This is a genomic window from Polynucleobacter sp. 73C-SIWE, from assembly GCF_018882465.1.
Lineage (GTDB): Bacteria > Pseudomonadota > Gammaproteobacteria > Burkholderiales > Burkholderiaceae > Polynucleobacter.
This window is the reverse complement of sequence record NZ_JACVOK010000001.1, coordinates 599,777-616,524: the sequence shown is the minus strand read 5'-3', so window position 1 is coordinate 616,524 and position 16,748 is coordinate 599,777. Positions and strand designations below refer to the sequence as shown.

Here is a 16,748-nt window from a genome sequence, read left to right as displayed (position 1 = left end):
ACAATAGATCACTTCGCTGCTTGTAATTTATTTTGATCTGATGCGCAAAAGTCAACAATCACATCTGCAAAATTTAAATAACGAGAATTGCTCTTTCTAAATTGATCAATTTCTGCAGCAAGTGGTGAAGCTACGCTTTTAAAACCAGCATCTTCATACCCAGGGTGATACGGTGCCTCTTCAACAAATTTGTTTGTCATACATTAACCTTATTCAGTAAGCGCTCAAGGCAATAACGCCATTAAGCAATATAGAAATAGATCTGCATCTGCAGACCATGAGTAAATTTGCTACTGAATTATTTGCAAAGGTTTTGCATAAAGTCTCTCCCAAAACGGTCCCCCAGCAACATAGCGATGCCATGCAGATGGATGCCGCTCCCCCTGTCCCTGATACCTGAGAGATTCACACTAAGCCTAGCTTAGTGCTTGCTCCTTCGGTGCACCATAAATGGTGGCTCTCCAGACGGCTATTTAGGATAAGCAGTACCTTCCTGTGGGATACCTGAGCGTTCATGGGAGTTTGCGCCTTCGGTGGAGGGTTGCCCCTCACTCTCCTGCTTATAGAAATTATATCCTGATGCCCTGAATTCAGAACTAGTGATTTATACCAATGTCTCTACAAAGACATGGCTAGAATAGAGAGCCCTGAAATAAGCATCACGAGCTCCATCAGCAATAAAAACTTCTTTTCAGGCAAGGCCAAAACAATTCTTTTAGAAAAAATTGAGCCGACCAATACGCAACTACCAATCAAGAGGCCCTGAATAATGGCTGTCGTATTTAAGAACCCAAGCTGGTGAAAAGTAATACCCTTGGTAAATAGAATGGATAGAGTACTCGCGGCCTCGGTGCCTAAATAGGCCCCTTTGCTTAAGCCAAACGCCAAGAAGAACGGCGTATTAATCGCACCAGTTGTTGCCACTATGCCAGTGAGGTAACCAATGACAGCGCCTACCAAACTCATTTGCCACAGCTTGAGATAAAAATTCTGCTTGCGCATCCACCTACGAATTGGGATGAGCAAAATGAGGAAAAGGCCAAGAGTAATCTCAACAAGTCGATCATTTAGCGTCACTAAGGTATTGACGCCTAATATCACCGCAGGTATTGCAGTAACGCTATAGACAAAACACACTTTCCAATTAATAACGCTCCACCAAAGAAAAATGCGGGAGAGGTTTGCGAGCGTAGCAACGAGTGCAATGACTGGAATTGCTTGAATCGGCCCATAAAAATACACCAGAGCAGGCATTAAGATGATCGTGGTGCCAAACCCAATTACCCCACCCAAAACTCCGGCACCCAAACCTAAAGTCCCTAGGACAAGGGCCTGAAGGAGTGGGTCTTGAAACATCAAGAAATTAGCTCGCTAATCTCAATCAAATTTTGATCAGGGTCACGAACATACACAGAGTTTATTTTTGCAGTTGCTCCAGTGCGAACGATAGGTCCCTCGATAATCGGCCAAGCTTCTTTTTCTAAGTGCGCAATGACTTCTGCAAGAGGCCTATCGGCAATAAAGCAAAGATCTAGAGCTCCTGGAGTTGGAATATTGGCCTTGGGCTCAAACTCTCTCCCCTTGATGTGCAAATTAATCTTTTGATTTCCAAACTTAAAAGCTTTGCGCTCTACTGGCGGAGATCCGCCAATGAATGACTCTAACTGCATACCCAATACGCGCGTATAAAAATCAATACACTCAATCTCTTTTGCCGTAGTCAATACAAGATGGTCTAAATGATCAATCATCGTATTGCCTTTAATTTTGTGGGCAGGCATTTGCCATAGTTTTACCGGCAATACGATCTTTTACCCAGGGTAGATATAAAGGTCCAGCGGTTCCAGGTGTAGAAAAGTGGGTTTGCTCTCCTGGTAATTGAACTCTGCCAATGTTGCCGCCCAACTTACACATTTGTTTTTGATATAGCTCGCCCATCACGGGAGGCACAACCGTATCTTTCGTGCCCCAATAAATGATCACGGGGGCCACAGGTTTGACTGGGTTAACGCTTCCCTTTAAAAATGCTTGCGCCCATGCCAAAGTATTTTGTGCCTTTGGTTTTAAAAGGTTTTTGTATCCAGTCCCATAGGCATAGTTCAAAGTATCGGCCGATGCATGCAGGCATTTATTAGAGTAAATTTTATCGATTACTTTTGCGCCGTCGTCTGTTAACAAATCGGTTAACTTGAGATTGGGGAACGCGGCCTGAGTACCCCATAGGGTCATTGAAAAATGCGCAAAGTTAAATACATTGTCAGAAAAACTAGCGCTTAACTCGCTGATCATTTTTTCTGATATTGCTTGATCCAGCTTGGCTCCAGGCATTGTTACTGCAACATCATAGGGAGCAAGGGCTACAAAACCTACTGGCTGAATATCATCAAACGCAGTGCCTTTTTTAGAAATGTAATCTGGCATGCTAGCAGCAGCAATCGTAGTGCCGCCACCTTGTGACCAACCATAAATGATTGCCTTTTTGCCAGCGCCAGTTTCTTGCATTGAACCAACTGCTCTAATGGAGTCAATCGTATCCTTGGCTTGCGTAATGGCTACTGCGTACTGATGCTTGCCGCCACCGCCCAGACCCTGATAGTCAGTGCCAACCACTACATAGCCCTCTTTAATAAAAGCCTCTAGGTTTGGAAGTCCGTAGTCTGACCACGAGTTTCCATCTAATAAAAAGTATTGATTTAAAGAAACTGCGGGATTGGTCAGCTGAGATGGGCCACAGCTTTGCGCAGTTCCTGTGGTTCCATGTGCCCACGCCATCACGGGCCTACCTTCAGCAGGAGCCTTACCTACTGGAGCCACTACTAAGGCAGTAGAAATAGTTTTTCTATCACCGACGTCTGATGAAATATAAGCAATACGCCATGCCTGTGCACCAGGCACTGCGGTTGATATTTGTTCTTTTTGAATTACCTGCCCTAACTTACCATCTGGGCTCATTTTGCTCACAGCTTGATAGAAGGGAGGGATTGATGGTTCAGCGTAGACAATACCAAAGCTTGAGCCAAGAAAAATAGACAGAACAGCAGCTTTGCATAAAACTTGTTTCATTTCAGGCTCCCCCATTTGTAGATAAAGCTATTCTAGTGGGTCTTTAAATACTCCAACACCCAAGCTGCATCGCTATCGCTCGGAAAAATGGGATAGTGCACAGCCTCAATTGCGCCGTTATTGGCGATCAAAGTAACGCGTTTTAACAAAGTCATGCCAGCGCTCATAAAAGTTGGCATCTTGAGCGCCTTCTGAAACTGATAGTGAACATCACTGACAACTGGAAACGGCAAATGTAGTCTATCGGCCATCTCTTTTTGATACTCAGTAGTTTGAACACTTAAACCTATCACCCGCGCACCAAGTGATTGAAGTTCTTGATAGTGGTCCCGGTATGCACAGCTTTGGGGTGTACAGCCCCGAGCACCAGGAATCTGGTCCCAGCCCTCAGGCAAAGCTACATTAGGCTGCCCCGTCATTGGATAGCAATAAATGATGAGCTTTTGCTTAATACTACCAAGATCAATCATCTGACCATTGGTGGCCTGCAATGTGACATTGGGAAGCTTCATGCCCCTAAGATGATCAGCTGCTCCATCATCTTGGGGAATGGGAAGGTCAGCGGGGAGCTCATTAATATTTGTCATAACTCATTTTATTGAATTACTACTTCTAAAACCTTAGTCAAAGAACTGCCTTCGTAGTTTGGTTTTTCACCAATCTCCTCGAAAGGATGGCCAAGACGATTCACCCAAAATACATCAAAACCATACCACTTGGCTGCCAGAGCATCCCATGCGTTACTAGATACAAACAAAACTTCAGCTTTCTGAACGGGGAATACTTTTAACAAAAGCTCGTAGGCCTGGGGGGCGGTTTTAAATAAACGCACATCTTCAACTGTGACGACTTTATCTAGGTAAGGCTTTAAGCCATTGCTCTCCACTACGATAGTCAGCATTTCTCTACTTCCATTGGACAAAATCGCTGTCGAAATACCTTTTTCTTGAATTGTTTTGACAACCCTTAGGCTATCTTCAAAACTAGTGAGCTTGGCATATTGATCCATCAATCTCTGTTCGTTTTCCGGGGTGAGGCTGAGGTTCATCCGCTTACCAACATAGCGCAATGAGCGAATAGTTAACTCCCAAAATGGCAGGTAATATTTACTGCCATTGGGGTTGGGATCGCTCAAAGTAACTAGGCGGGCATAGTCGATTTGTCGATCGCGCCACATCACAGAGAACTCTTGACCACGCCCTGGAAAAAGCTCTTCTGCCAACAGCCCCATAGAGTAGACATCAAACAATGTGCCGTAGGCATCAAAGGCAATAAGCTTATACATACCGTTTTCGCTGTGTAATTTAAATTTCTATTGTCGTTTCAGATGAATCACCCCAACCACATGGGGCAGGGATTCAAGCTCCGCCACTAGACCCTAGGGCTTGGATAAAGTGTATGAGAAATATATTCTCCGTTTTTATTCACCTTCACCAATACCATGTCGCCCACTCCAACCACTTTACCAGTGTAGGCCTGAATATTGACATGATGCGTTACTAAAATGAGCGGCACCTTCGATTGCTTAGCCAATTCATTTTTAATAAACACTTCCAATGCCTTGGTTTGACTCTTTTCCAAACTCATATCATCAAAAAATGATCCGAGTGATGGTGCAATTTTGACTGGGCCTTTATTAAGAAGACTCGCCGTATCTAAACATCTGCACCAAGGACTACTAAATACTTCTGCCCTCACAATGCCCTGGTTGCTTAGCCACACTCCAATTGCTCTGGCTTGCTTTCTTCCATAGTCGCCTAAATTACGCTGAGTCGAGCACTGATTAATGACATAACCTGCTGGGTCTCCAAAACCAGGGGCGTCTGCGTGCCTCATCAGCAAGACATGCTGACCATCCTGTAAATCATTTGCCAAAGAAGCTGCTGCTTGCTCAACAACACAAACACAACTGAGCAGAAAAATAAGGGGGGCGATTATTCGCTGAATGAGTTTCATAATTTGAAGATATTGCAGGCCATAAAGATCATCCTAATCGACAATCCATATTCCTGCTGAACCAAAAGGAAAAAACCACCCGAAGGTGGTTTGAATCATTCTTGTTGGCTGGGCAGACTCAACCAGAGTCCAAAAAACTCTTTTTTATTTATTGGACTTAATGGCAAAAGATAACCAACCAAGAAAAATGCTGATTAACAGCGATACTATTAACTTTGGAGTATTTGAAAGCGTCTCGCCTGTTGGCAAGATTAAGTTAAGCACAATCGTAATGCTGATGACCATCCCAAAAAAACCGGCATATTTTGAGACTGCATCTTTTATATCGTGAGTTGTAGGTAAAAACATGTCGTCCATCCTTTCAGTAATAAGGCTTGAGAGATCACAACAGACTAGACATTACATCTGAGCCTAAAAACGGTCAATAGTCCTCCTGAAATTGGCCCAATAAGTGGATTATTTCGCCTATTGCTGCCCAGGGCGTAATAGGCTGGATTCTAAGATTTCTAGTCCTTTGGCGCGTATTGCATCTCACCATTGCCAAAGGACCAGTTTTCTTTATTCACCTCAACTAAATTGATCACAATGTCCTGAGGTCTAACTTTGAGCTTTTCAACCATACCTTCACATATGGCTTTGTAGAACTTTTTTTTCATCTCTGTGGTCCTACCTTCATTTAAAGTCACCTGGATAAAAATGATGTCTTCAGAATACTCAATACCTAGATAACTCTTAGGCATAACCAGCTCCTGGCTTTCGTGCTTAGTAATAACTTGAAACTTATCATCTATAGGTACATTAATGTGCCCCGTCATCACCTCATAAACAATCTCACCCACTTGCTGGGCAAAACCCTCTGGATGTTTTTTACTTAAATCAATTCGTACGAACGGCATAAGACTCCCTTTATTTTTCTAGCTCATTAATTGATATAGCGACCAACCTAAATTCAGCACAACCAAGGCGATCAGTGTGTAGAAGGTGAACTTCATTCCTATTACGCGCTTGCTGAAATGTGGAGGAGGCTCATTGATACCGACAGCATGAATCAAGCGTCCAATAATAAGCGTGATGCCAGGAATGAGGACCAACCACCAAGGGGTGCCGTTTAATTCCAAGCAAGCAATCAAAATCATTCCTAAAGGAACATACTCGACAAAGTTTCCTTGGGCACGAATTGCCCTCTCAAGATCATCATGACCACCGCTTCCCAGCCCAACTTGATTCTTTCTTCTCAGACCTATGACGGCAAAAGAGAGCTTGATGAAGATCATGGTCAGCAGAGAGGCAATAATTGCGGTCACTATTAGCATTTGAAGTTCCAAGAAGAATTCCTAGATATTAATCAGAAAACGAAAAAACCACCCGAAGGTGGCTTTAATCTTTCGCATTTGCCCAAGGCTGAATCAACCAGCTACGGGGAGACTCAATCCCAAATGACACTACATCTTGATAATCTGCCACGCACCTTCTGAGCGGCCATCGCCAATCTTATCCCCTGGTTTTGTGTCTTTGACATAAAAATACAAAGGCATACCCTTGAAAGCTAACTGTTTTTTGCCATCGTCGCGAGTAATGATTGAATAACCACTAGAGACGGCAGGACTCCCATCAACCAATAGTGGCGGCCAATTCGTTGCGCACATCCCATTACAAACCGACTTACCTGAGCCAGCCACATCTTTGCTGTAGGTATATAAGGTCATATTGTTATTGCCGGCCAATACGCCATCATTAGCCTTTGTAAATGGTGCTAATGCCACTCCAGTCATTGATGCACAAGCGGCCAAAGCAACTGTAGCAGCTAATCCTATTAATACATTTTTAATGCGATTCATATTTGTCTCCTCTTGATGTAATGCCTACTTTAAACCTAATTTAGGTCTTCTGTTTTACAGGATCCTGCCGATGCAAGGGTATCTAACTTTACTTTCTAGACTTATATTTTTGGATGGCCTCTTTTAAATCTGAGTATTCCTCGCAGCCAAAAGTACAGGCCTTATCCAGTCGCGCCAATAATGCCTCAGCACCTGGCAAGTCATTATTGATTAACTTAAGTTTTCCATAGTACTCAAGAGCTCCTCGATGCTCTGGATCTATTTTCAAGGCGGCTTGATAGTACTTTTCTGCCCCCACTAAATCAGGCGGCTGTTTTTTTCGAAGACTATAACCAAGCAAATTATTCCAATCGGCCGAGCTCACTTCATTAGCAGCTTGTAATTGCTGTATTGCTTGATCATATTTTTCTGCTTTAATGCTTGCCCTTGCCTGGGTTAACCAAGTGGGGTCTTGTTTAGCAGGAGTAGTGTCAGCGGCGTGAGATATTCCAAGCATTGAGAGAGACATCAAAATTACTGAGAGAATTTTTTTCATTGGAGAGCTTTTAGTGAAGAATCTCTTTTATATACTGATTATTCAATTCTCGCTTGGCTGGGTGCTGAATGAAAAACTGCTGAAAGGTAATTCTGGTTCTTCTTGCTGATCCTGGGGCGAATCAACCGGGGCCTAGGATGCCGAGGTTTAAATACGGCTATAGAATAAGCTCGGATAAAGGCCAATCAAGCTTATTGACAAAAGTAAGGGCTTACATGCAAGATATTCACACCATCATCGATGCCCTGCATCTTGATCCACATCCAGAAGGCGGCTTTTATAGAGAGATGTATCGCTCAGAAATAGCGGTGAAAGATTTAAAGGGTTCCGCTAATAAAATTGCCTACACGAGTATTTACTATCTACTATCAGGAAAAGATTTTTCGGCTTGGCATCGAATTAAATCGGATGAAACTTGGTACTTCCACCTTGGCTGTGATGTACTCATTTATTTTTTTGATGAAAATAAATCTCTAAAGACTATACAAGTCGGGGTGACATCAAAAAATTTACAGGCTACTATTCCAGCCCATACCTGGTTTGCAGCAAGGCCACTAAAAGAGAATGCTTTCTGCCTTGTGAGCTGTGCAGTAGCGCCCGGCTTTGAGTTTGATGATTTTGAAATTGCCAAGCGTGAATATTTATTAAAAGAATTTGGCACTTCGGCACAGAGTATTCAAATGATTGAAGTGCTTACTCGAACATAACCTCAGTTGAACAAAAAACCACCCGAAGGTGGTTTTGGTTCTTCATGGTAGCCCGGGGCCGAATCGAGCCACCGAAACAAGAATTTTCAACCCGCTCAGCAAGACCGATTTCGCTTTTCAATCTTTAGCTCTCCCACCGTGCGAAAACCTTATTCACAAACTCAACATGCCCTTTGTATTGAGTTGATTTGGACAGAGTATTTAACCCACGCAAGGAGTACGGTAGTTAATGCGCGGTCATGAGGGTTGACTAGGCAAGGATACAACATCCCTATAGTGCTCGCTACCGTTATATGAAGTGTCCTTTGAAAGGACGTTTCAGACAACATCGCCCGCTTAAAGTTAAGTGGCAATAATAAATTGTGGCGTTTAAAATGGGCAATGAGTAATTTTCTTGAACTCAACGATATAACTCTTTTAACAGTTACATCCGTTGACACTGAATCTGCTGCTAATGCATTACTTATCTCGAGTGAATCTTGTAAATTTAGCTCGATTAAGATGCTATCGCCTACTAGACCGATAGGCTTGCATAAGGCCATTGAGCATATATCAATTCCGCCAATCGATTTTGTTGGTTATAGCAAATTTATGATTGAAGATCTCCATCAATTTGTCGACACAAAATTCTGCCTATGTATTCAATCGGATGGCTTTGTAATCAATCCAGGGCTATGGACAAATGAGTTTCTAAAATACGATTATTTGGGCGCTCCTTGGCCGAATGCCGTCAACGTTAATAATAGTCCTATTGATAAATTTTATTTCGATAAAAACAAGGTTGGTAACGGTGGATTTTCACTGCGAAGTAAGAAACTTCTTGAAGTATGTTCGCGAATTAAGTTTGATGAATTAGATTTTCCAATTAAATCGGAAGATATGATTATTTGTCACTTCTTGTACGAAGAAATGCTAACGGCAGGGATTAAATTTGCACCACTTAATTTGGCAAGCAAGTTTTCAATTGAATCATTAATCGAGAATCAAAATAACAGTCTGGTATCAAGTTTCGGATTCCATGGAAAACATTGGCTCTCAGATGACTATCTTCAAAAACTTGCCGCTCAGTCCAATTACCCAAAGGAATTTTCGAGTTTACTTAGAAAGCGTCTCTCAACAAAACCATTAAATAAGTTAGGTCGCGTAGGAAGACTAGAGCCATGTCCCTGTGGAAGCGCCAAAAGATTTAAAGACTGTCATGGAAAATTAATTTAATGGGCGCATCCTTCTAAGGCCTCGTAACAAGCGTGGGCCAAGTCATCGGGAGCTGATGCCAATTAAAGGAAAAAACCACCCGAAGGTGGTTTTGGTGTTTCTTGGTGGCCCGGGGCGGAATCGACCAGGGCCGAGGATGTCTTATCCACCTAGTGTTTCTTGGGCACCACATTAATGATGCCCTTCATACCAGCCTCATAGTGACCCGGCTCAAAGCATGCCATGGCATATTGCCCGGGTTCTTTAAAAGTCCAAACTAATTCTGCTTGTTGTCCTGGTTTTGCTGAGATTTCATTCGTATGATGATGTCCTTTAGATCCAGGGCTTGCCATCTCTTTAGCATGAGCAATGATGTCCTTTTCACTGCCAATTACCAACTCATGATCCACTTTGCCCTTGTTAACCAAAATGATACGAATAGGTTCGCCCGCTTGTGCCTCCCATTTCGCTGGAATAAAACGCATGGCGTCATCAACTTCTATTCGAAGCTCCCTCATGGATGGCGCAAGTACTTGCGTTGGTATTCCATGATCATGACTATGGCCATCACCGCCGTGTTCATTAAAGTAGGTGAGGGCATATAAAGATGCGGCAATAACCAGGGCTAGACTAATGACGCCATAAATGAGAACAGACCTCATTTTTACTTTGCCCTTGCCTTCCATTAAATACATGGCCAATAAAGACATAGCAAAGCCAACTGGAACTACCCATGAACTTCTAGCAGGAGAATCGGGGAAGTGCTGAAGTCCGCCAGTGAAGAAACCTAAGCCAATTGAAGCAACAATTCCAATTGCTAATACATCAGTCCAACTATGGTCTTTATCGGGATTAGAAATCTTTTCTAGTGTGCCGCCAACCAGATAAATGGCAATTCCAAAAGCGGCCGTCCAGAAGGAGCGTTCGCCACTGAAAAATCCGTGAGTAATGGCGCCAGCAGTAAAGCTAATACCCGTATATTTACATAGAGAGGAGATATGACTAAGTGGGAAGTTCATCTTTTCATCTTAAGTCATTTAATGAAAATTATCTTAACCACATTACCCAATGGGGCTTAAAGGGCAAGGCTATCGCAATCGACGAAATCTTGTTGTCCAGCGCCAATCGAAAAAAACCACCCGAAGGTGGTTTTGGTGTTTCTTGGTGGCCCGGGGCAGAATCGAACCAGGGCTGAAGATGCCTGACTCTAGCCTTCCTTGCTGATTTTATTGATTCACTCTTGAAACTGTAATGGCCCTCTTGTCTATTACTAATAGCTCCTCGCTAGGACAAATAAGAACATTTCGATAGCGGGTTGGAATGTATTCATAGGCCCCGCCACTCGACACCTTCCACCTTGTTCCGTCATAAAGGGTGAATGTATCCATTGGATTGGCATAGAAAGTGGGCGGCTCTTTTATGGATGACTTGTAGCAAGTAACCGCATTCGCTGTTGACTCACGAGCAATCCCTTGAGGGGCTTGGGAAAAGACAGGGTTAACTACAACTGCCGCAATAAAAGTCGCAAATAATCCTTTGAGCCCTTGAGGAGTCGTGAATTTAATGGGGTGCTTGGTTTGCCAAAAAAGCATTTGAGAATGCTATCGGCTTACTTAGCAATACTCTAGAACTATCGATAATTAAATTTACAAGAATTATTTTGAATTTTTATAAATCTTAGAACGACGGGAACGGTAGCTATAAACCTAGAGATTAAGCGCCTTAGTTAAACATTCAGATAGTAGCTGATAATGCTTTTCGGCTTTATTGGTTACGCGAACTGATTTTCTACGCCCATCACTTTTATCATCCATAAGCTGTATATAGCCCTTGCCGACCAAATTCTTTAGGCGTCCATGAAGCGTTGCTTGAGATCCAAATTGCTCTAAAAGAATCACATCTCCGACCAAGAGTTTTTCCCCATTCACCGAGGCAAGGTAAATATGATTGAGAAGTTGTTGTTCAATAGCATCCAATTTCTTGCTTGGACTAATGCGATCCAAAGAATCCAAGGCATTCAAAAATCGGGCGTAAGCCGAAGGTTTAATAGCTTTCATCTGGACAATTCTACCCCCTCCCGCAGGGTAAACACCAGTATGCTAGGCATTATTAAAATCCATAATTATTCAATGCCGTATTTAAAGGCTTCGGGCCAATTTCTCTTTGAAATCATTATTAGTGCCGCCCTGTATATGGCGTTCTTTTACTTCAATCAAGCTATCACGGCACCACTGGAACAAGCCAAGGGAGTTAATTGGATTTTTTTGCCTGCCGGAATTCGTATATTCATTACGCTAATCTTGGACTACTCGGGCGCTATTGGTTTAGTCATTGCCTCTTTATTCATTAATTACATTGGCTTTTTTAAAGCAGATTTAATCTCTACTATAGGAATAGCAGTTATCTGCGGATTAGCTCCACTCCTAGGCAGACATTTTGTAATTCATAACTTAAAAGTTCGGGCTGACTTAAGTAATATTTCAATGAAGCAACTACTCATAATCATCATTGCTTATTCATTGCTCAGCTCAGGGTTACATCAACTTTGGTTTGTGGCTAGAGATTTAGACTCCGGAAGCTGGAATCATTTTATTGCCATGTTCTGTGGAGACGTTGCGGGATCAATACTATTTGTAGCTGTTATCAAGTATGGAATAGATCTTGTTAAGGGTAGATTGGGTAGAGATAACTTGATCGAGTAATGTCGTTTAAAACGACATCGACCAACACAGGGATGAATAATTGATGCGTCCTTTTAAAGGACATTTCGTAAACCAGATATCCCAGTCTAGAACCAGAGTGGCTGAATCCTGATTGACGGATTAAATCTATGGGATTTGACTAAACGCTCTAGGTACAATGTCTAAGCACCATTAAGCACTTCTAATAAAAATAGCCCAACAAGTGGGCTATTGAGATTCTTGGTGGCCCGGGGCGGAATCGAACCACCGACACAAGGATTTTCAATCCTCTGCTCTACCGACTGAGCTACCAGGCCAAGACTTGAAATTATAAATGAAACTGGTTTATGGCATTGAAAAGTGGGCTTTACAGTGCCAAGCTGACTCAATTGACTTATAAACCCCCAACTCGATAGTCATTTTTAACGGCCTCTAACGAATATTTTTCAAGCTATCCAAAGAAATCTGAATAGCCAATTGCTCCGCTTGCTTAGCGATAGTGCTAGCTGCAATCACATCACCTAAGCTCCCCATGGTTCCAGGCCCAATCATCCATAAACTGTTCCACCGCTTAGATGACAAAGTAAGAACTCTAAAATTTTCATCCACAGCAATAGACTGCCCCAGTGGATCTCGTATGGCTAATTGGTCTTCAACGAGCCTATTGAGCAAGGGATCAGATGCAGTGCCAGTGCAATTGATCACTCTATTACCCTCAATTTCAATGCCATTTCCTAGCAGTAGCTTTACTTTAGATTCAGTGTATTTTATTTCTTTAGCACGCCCCAATACAAATTGAATCTGATTTTTAGATTTTAGTTTTTCATATGCAGCGATTGTTTGTGGGGATGCTCGAAAGCGATATAGGTTCCAAAGCCAACCCAACCTTTTATATAAAGATCGCTTTTGACTCGAAGAAAATTGCTGCCAGATGGTATTTATATTTGGCCTTAACTCTTCCCATGCGCTCTGCCACTCTGGGCTTGCTGTCGAGGCAGAAGGCAGATAATTTCGCATAAAACGAATCAATTTGGCCGGGCTTAAATTCTGAGGCCATTGAGGCTGAGCCTTTCTTTGCCAATTTGCCTGAGCCGGGGGCAATACCGCTCGTGGGCTAACCACATAAATCATTCCAAGATGTTTGCGCTCTGCCAAGGCACCAATCGCATCAAGAGCCGTTAATCCTCCGCCAAGCAAAATGATGCTCTCTTGAGTCTGGATACCACCTAAGCTATCCCCCGTCCATGGGTTCTCAATTAGAGATACTGTTGATATGGCCGGGTTGGAGTTTATGAGTGAGCATGGCCAGACAGGAGGCGGGTTACCGGTAGCAATAATCACTCGCCTTGCACTAATTGGATCGTGACCATCAAACTCAAGATTCCAAGAATTATCGGAACCAATCAAGCCAAGCACTCTTGCCTTGATTTGCTCTATTTGACCTAATTTAAATTCGCAAGCGACGAGCTCAGAAACGTAGCGCCCGAAATCCTGACGCCGATAAAAATATCCAGCCTTAGTCCTGGCTTCAGGATCATTTATATGCTTTTTGGCCCACCTTGAAAAATGCAAAGGATCATCTGCAAAAATGATTGGTAAATCCTCGCGCACATTGAGCCGAAAGAACGGGTTATTGCAACCATAAGCATTTCCTTTACCCAGAACTCCAGAACCAACCACCGTTATAGCTGAGGATGAAATGCCCCTGCGCAAGAGATGAGTTACTAGCACTGCAGCCGCAAAGCCATCTCCAATAATCACTACTTCTTTCATATTCGCCATTGTTAATCCGGACGGGGTCGGTCAATACAAACGAGATCGAGCAGCATGTAACTTTCTATAGCTATCGATCATACGGTGGTGTCTATCAAGGCCCTCCAGATTTATGCCGGTTGGAGTAAGACCATAGAAGCGCACACTACCATCAACCGAGCCCATTACTGCATCCATTCTGCTTTCACCAAACATACGGCGGAAGTTCGCTATGTAGTCATCGATCACCAAGTCGTCATCTAGACAAATCTCCAACGTTGCACTTAGGGCTTGATAAAACAATTTGCGCTCAGCCGTGTTGTCGTTGTATTGAAGGAATGCGCCAACTAACTCGTTGGCCTCATCAAACTGCTCTAGTGCCAAATGAATAAGAAGCTTCAACTCCAATACTGTTAGCTGGCCCCAAGTTGTATTTTCATCAAACTCGACGCCAATTAATGTAGCAATATCGCCATACTCATCGAGCTCATTATTTTCAAGCCGCTCAAGGAGAGATTGCAGACTTTCATCATCGAGTGAATGAAGGTTCAAAATATCTTCGCGGAACAACAGTGCCTTATTAGTGTTATCCCAAACCAAATCTTCTATTGGATAAACTTCCGAATAAGCAGGAACAATAATTCGACAGGCGGTTGCTCCGAGCTCATCATATACCGCCACATACGATTCTTTACCCATGTCCTTGAGAATGCTAAACAAAGTGTTTACTTCTTCGGCGTTAGAGTTTTCACCTTGACCTGAAAAATCCCACTCGACAAAATCATAAGCTGATTTTGCACTGAAGAAGCGCCATGACACGATGCCGCTTGAGTCGATAAAGTGTTCAACAAAGTTATTTGGCTCGGTGACCGCTTCGCTTGCAAAAGTAGGAGGGGGAAGATCGTTCAGACCCTCTAAGCTGCGACCTTGCAGTAATTCCGTTAGGCTCCGCTCCAGCGCGACCTCCAGGCTTGGGTGTGCGCCAAACGATGCAAATACTCCGCCAGTCCTTGGGTTCATCAAAGTAACGCACATCACGGGATATATTCCGCCCAGCGATGCGTCCTTTACTAAAACAGGAAAGCCTTGCTCTTCAAGGCCCCGAATGCCCGCAAGAATGCCAGGATATTTTGCGAGCACTTCCTGCGGCACATCAGGCAGAGCAATCTCACCTTCCAATATTTCACGCTTGACTGCGCGCTCAAAAATCTCAGACAAGCATTGCACTTGCGCCTCAGCAAGCGTATTGCCTGCACTCATGCCATTACTAACGTAAAGATTTTCAATTAAGTTAGAGGGGAAATAAATAGTCTGGCCATCTGACTGGCGCACGTACGGCAAGGAACAAATTCCGCGCTGGGCATTGCCAGAGTTTGTATCAATCAGATGTGAGCTACGCAACTCACCGTCTGGATTAAAAATTTTCAAGCAATACTCATCCAAAATTTCTATTGGGAGAGCATCATTTTTACCCGGCTTAAACCAACGCTCATTTGGGTAATGTACGAATGCTCTATTGGCAATATCTTCACCCCAGTACGTGCCAGCATAAAAATGATTGTTACTCAATCGCTCGATGTACTCCCCCAAAGCGGAAGCCAGGGCGCTTTCTTTTGTAGACCCTTTTCCATTGGTAAAGCACATTGGGGAGTGCGCATCACGAATATGCAAGGACCACACATTTGGAATGATGTTGCGCCACGAGGCAATCTCAATCTTGATTCCCAAATTGGCCAATACGCCCGACATATTGGCAATCGTTTGCTCTAGAGGTAAATCTTTGCCTGCAATATAAGTACTAGCATCAGCACTTGACTTCAAGGTCAATAAAGTCTGCGCATCCTCATCTAAATTCTTCACCTCTTCAATCACAAACTCTGGTCCAGCTTGGACTGCTTTTTTAACCGTACATCGATCAATAGAGCGCAAGATACCTTGACGATCATTAGCAGAAATGTCCTCGGGCAATTCAACCTGAATCTTAAAAACTTGCCGGTAACGATTTTCTGGATCAACAATATTGTTTTGCGAAAGTCGAATATTTTCAGTAGAAATATTGCGAGTGTCGCAGTACAACTTCACAAAGTAGGCTGCGCATAAAGCCGATGAAGCTAAAAAATAATCAAAGGGGCCTGGCGCCGAGCCATCGCCCTTATAGCGTATAGGCTGGTCAGCAATTACAGTGAAGTCATCAAACTTAGCTTCAAGACGTAGCTTGTCGAGAAAATTAACCTTAATTTCCATGAAAATAATTCCGAGTATGGTGGGCAAATGATTTAGGCGACGTCGCCAGCAATAAAACTGACGTGCCCCGTGAACACCAATTTACAAAATAATTTATTGCTCGCCCTTGTTGCGAGATGTATCAATACCTAGTGCCTTAAGCTTGCGATACAAGTGTGTTCTCTCTAGGCCAGTGTACTCAGAAATCTTGGTCATGCTGCCGCCCATGATTTGCATCTGATGCTCAAAGTAGGCCTTTTCAAAAAGATCCCTTGCCTCTCTTAATGGCAAATCAAAATAGGTTTTTGCAATGCCACTGATGAACTCGCCCTCCAGCGGGGCTGGTGCTGGCTCACTCACAGCAGGCTTTGGTGCCACAGCCTGATTGGTGCTCGGATGAACCGCACGCTCTACTTCGGGCTCAACATATTTTGGGGAACTCTCAAGCGCCTTACTTACGGTCTTTAAAAGCTTTTGAAGTGCAATCGGCTTTTCTAGGAAATTTAATGCGCCAATACGCGTAGCCTCAACTGCGGTGTCGATGGTAGCGTGACCTGACATCATCACTACAGGCATAGTAAGTTGACCTGTTTTAGACCACTCTTTGAGTAGCGTGATGCCATCAGTATCTGGCATCCAAATATCTAGTAACACAAGATCCGGACGCATTTGTTCGCGAATAGTGCGAGCCTGAATAGCGCTCTCTGCTGCATACACGGTATGGCCTTCATCCGTCAGAATCTCATTGAGAAGCTCACGAATTCCCATCTCGTCATCTACAACCAAAATACTAGCCATT

General features: G+C 43.3%; 21 protein-coding genes, 1 tRNA gene and 2 riboswitches. Of the genes, 3 read left to right on the top strand and 19 right to left on the bottom strand.

Annotation, left to right across the window (positions count from 1 at the left end; translation table 11 throughout):
• Window positions 1–8 precede the first annotated feature (8 nt).
• The 12 genes from ICN17_RS03250 to ICN17_RS03195 all read right to left on the bottom strand — a co-directional run bounded on the left by ICN17_RS03250 (window position 9) and on the right by ICN17_RS03195 (window position 7,392).
• Window positions 9–200 carry a hypothetical protein gene (locus tag ICN17_RS03250; protein ID WP_216236114.1) on the bottom strand — a complete coding sequence of 64 codons (192 nt, stop codon included), beginning with the start codon at window positions 198–200 and terminating at the stop codon, window positions 9–11.
• Window positions 201–373: 173 nt separating this feature from the next.
• Window positions 374–475, bottom strand: a riboswitch (glycine riboswitch).
• A 3-nt stretch (window positions 476–478) separates the two neighbouring features.
• Window positions 479–569, bottom strand: a riboswitch (glycine riboswitch).
• Window positions 570–618: 49 nt separating this feature from the next.
• Complete coding sequence (locus ICN17_RS03245; protein ID WP_216236113.1) at window positions 619–1,356, bottom strand: sulfite exporter TauE/SafE family protein; 738 nt, start codon at window positions 1,354–1,356, stop codon at window positions 619–621.
• Window positions 1,356–1,751, bottom strand: coding sequence for a VOC family protein (locus ICN17_RS03240; protein ID WP_216236647.1), 396 nt, complete (start codon window positions 1,749–1,751; stop codon window positions 1,356–1,358). The genes ICN17_RS03245 and ICN17_RS03240 overlap by 1 nt, the downstream gene beginning before the upstream one ends.
• A gap of 10 nt (window positions 1,752–1,761) precedes the next feature.
• Window positions 1,762–3,063 (bottom strand): lipase family protein, encoded by a 1,302-nt coding sequence (locus ICN17_RS03235; RefSeq protein WP_216236112.1) that lies wholly within the window; start codon window positions 3,061–3,063, stop codon window positions 1,762–1,764.
• Window positions 3,064–3,095: 32 nt separating this feature from the next.
• Window positions 3,096–3,650: a peroxiredoxin gene (locus tag ICN17_RS03230; RefSeq protein WP_216236111.1), complete on the bottom strand. Its 555-nt coding sequence runs from the start codon at window positions 3,648–3,650 to the stop codon at window positions 3,096–3,098.
• Between the two features lie 8 nt (window positions 3,651–3,658).
• Window positions 3,659–4,348, bottom strand: a complete 690-nt coding sequence (locus tag ICN17_RS03225; protein ID WP_216236110.1) for a haloacid dehalogenase type II — start codon at window positions 4,346–4,348, stop codon at window positions 3,659–3,661.
• 86 nt (window positions 4,349–4,434) lie between these two features.
• Complete coding sequence (locus ICN17_RS03220; protein WP_216236109.1) at window positions 4,435–5,019, bottom strand: histidine phosphatase family protein; 585 nt, start codon at window positions 5,017–5,019, stop codon at window positions 4,435–4,437.
• Window positions 5,020–5,163: 144 nt separating this feature from the next.
• Window positions 5,164–5,376 carry a hypothetical protein gene (locus ICN17_RS03215; RefSeq protein ID WP_216236108.1) on the bottom strand — a complete coding sequence of 71 codons (213 nt, stop codon included), beginning with the start codon at window positions 5,374–5,376 and terminating at the stop codon, window positions 5,164–5,166.
• A 149-nt stretch (window positions 5,377–5,525) separates the two neighbouring features.
• On the bottom strand, window positions 5,526–5,915 hold the full coding sequence (locus ICN17_RS03210) for a tautomerase family protein (protein ID WP_216236107.1): 390 nt from the start codon (window positions 5,913–5,915) through the stop codon (window positions 5,526–5,528).
• A gap of 18 nt (window positions 5,916–5,933) precedes the next feature.
• Window positions 5,934–6,332 carry an MAPEG family protein gene (locus ICN17_RS03205; RefSeq protein ID WP_216236106.1) on the bottom strand — a complete coding sequence of 133 codons (399 nt, stop codon included), beginning with the start codon at window positions 6,330–6,332 and terminating at the stop codon, window positions 5,934–5,936.
• Between the two features lie 129 nt (window positions 6,333–6,461).
• Complete coding sequence (locus ICN17_RS03200; RefSeq protein WP_216236105.1) at window positions 6,462–6,857, bottom strand: hypothetical protein; 396 nt, start codon at window positions 6,855–6,857, stop codon at window positions 6,462–6,464.
• A gap of 88 nt (window positions 6,858–6,945) precedes the next feature.
• The gene (locus ICN17_RS03195) at window positions 6,946–7,392 is read right to left on the bottom strand and encodes a tetratricopeptide repeat protein (protein WP_255538269.1); all 447 of its coding nucleotides are present in this window, start codon (window positions 7,390–7,392) and stop codon (window positions 6,946–6,948) included.
• 215 nt (window positions 7,393–7,607) lie between these two features.
• Here ICN17_RS03195 and ICN17_RS03190 point away from each other — a divergent pair, with 215 nt between their 5' ends.
• Together ICN17_RS03190 and ICN17_RS03185 are read left to right on the top strand one after the other, a co-directional pair.
• Window positions 7,608–8,099 (top strand): cupin domain-containing protein, encoded by a 492-nt coding sequence (locus ICN17_RS03190; RefSeq protein WP_216236104.1) that lies wholly within the window; start codon window positions 7,608–7,610, stop codon window positions 8,097–8,099.
• A gap of 381 nt (window positions 8,100–8,480) precedes the next feature.
• Entirely contained in the window at window positions 8,481–9,314 is an 834-nt protein-coding gene (locus ICN17_RS03185; protein ID WP_216236103.1) for a DUF5672 family protein, read from the top strand.
• 149 nt (window positions 9,315–9,463) lie between these two features.
• On the opposite strand, the gene ICN17_RS03180 is transcribed toward ICN17_RS03185, so the two are convergent.
• From ICN17_RS03180 to ICN17_RS03170, 3 genes are all read right to left on the bottom strand, one after another.
• Window positions 9,464–10,312 carry a plastocyanin/azurin family copper-binding protein gene (locus ICN17_RS03180; protein ID WP_216236102.1) on the bottom strand — a complete coding sequence of 283 codons (849 nt, stop codon included), beginning with the start codon at window positions 10,310–10,312 and terminating at the stop codon, window positions 9,464–9,466.
• A gap of 207 nt (window positions 10,313–10,519) precedes the next feature.
• Window positions 10,520–10,885 carry a hypothetical protein gene (locus ICN17_RS03175; protein ID WP_216236101.1) on the bottom strand — a complete coding sequence of 122 codons (366 nt, stop codon included), beginning with the start codon at window positions 10,883–10,885 and terminating at the stop codon, window positions 10,520–10,522.
• Window positions 10,886–10,999: 114 nt separating this feature from the next.
• Window positions 11,000–11,350 carry a helix-turn-helix domain-containing protein gene (locus ICN17_RS03170; RefSeq protein ID WP_216236100.1) on the bottom strand — a complete coding sequence of 117 codons (351 nt, stop codon included), beginning with the start codon at window positions 11,348–11,350 and terminating at the stop codon, window positions 11,000–11,002.
• A 72-nt stretch (window positions 11,351–11,422) separates the two neighbouring features.
• Between ICN17_RS03170 and ICN17_RS03165 the strand changes: the two genes are divergently transcribed.
• Window positions 11,423–11,995 carry a hypothetical protein gene (locus tag ICN17_RS03165; RefSeq protein WP_255538268.1) on the top strand — a complete coding sequence of 191 codons (573 nt, stop codon included), beginning with the start codon at window positions 11,423–11,425 and terminating at the stop codon, window positions 11,993–11,995.
• Between the two features lie 220 nt (window positions 11,996–12,215).
• On the opposite strand, the gene ICN17_RS03160 is transcribed toward ICN17_RS03165, so the two are convergent.
• The 4 genes from ICN17_RS03160 to ICN17_RS03145 form a co-directional block, all read right to left on the bottom strand.
• Window positions 12,216–12,291: transfer RNA gene (locus ICN17_RS03160), tRNA-Phe, on the bottom strand.
• Window positions 12,292–12,406: 115 nt separating this feature from the next.
• Window positions 12,407–13,756, bottom strand: a complete 1,350-nt coding sequence (locus ICN17_RS03155) for an FAD/NAD(P)-binding protein (protein ID WP_216236099.1) — start codon at window positions 13,754–13,756, stop codon at window positions 12,407–12,409.
• A gap of 21 nt (window positions 13,757–13,777) precedes the next feature.
• Window positions 13,778–15,970, bottom strand: a complete 2,193-nt coding sequence (locus ICN17_RS03150) for an OsmC domain/YcaO domain-containing protein (protein ID WP_216236098.1) — start codon at window positions 15,968–15,970, stop codon at window positions 13,778–13,780.
• Window positions 15,971–16,063: 93 nt separating this feature from the next.
• Window positions 16,064–16,747 carry a response regulator gene (locus ICN17_RS03145; protein ID WP_216236097.1) on the bottom strand — a complete coding sequence of 228 codons (684 nt, stop codon included), beginning with the start codon at window positions 16,745–16,747 and terminating at the stop codon, window positions 16,064–16,066.
• Window position 16,748: the final 1 nt, after the last annotated feature.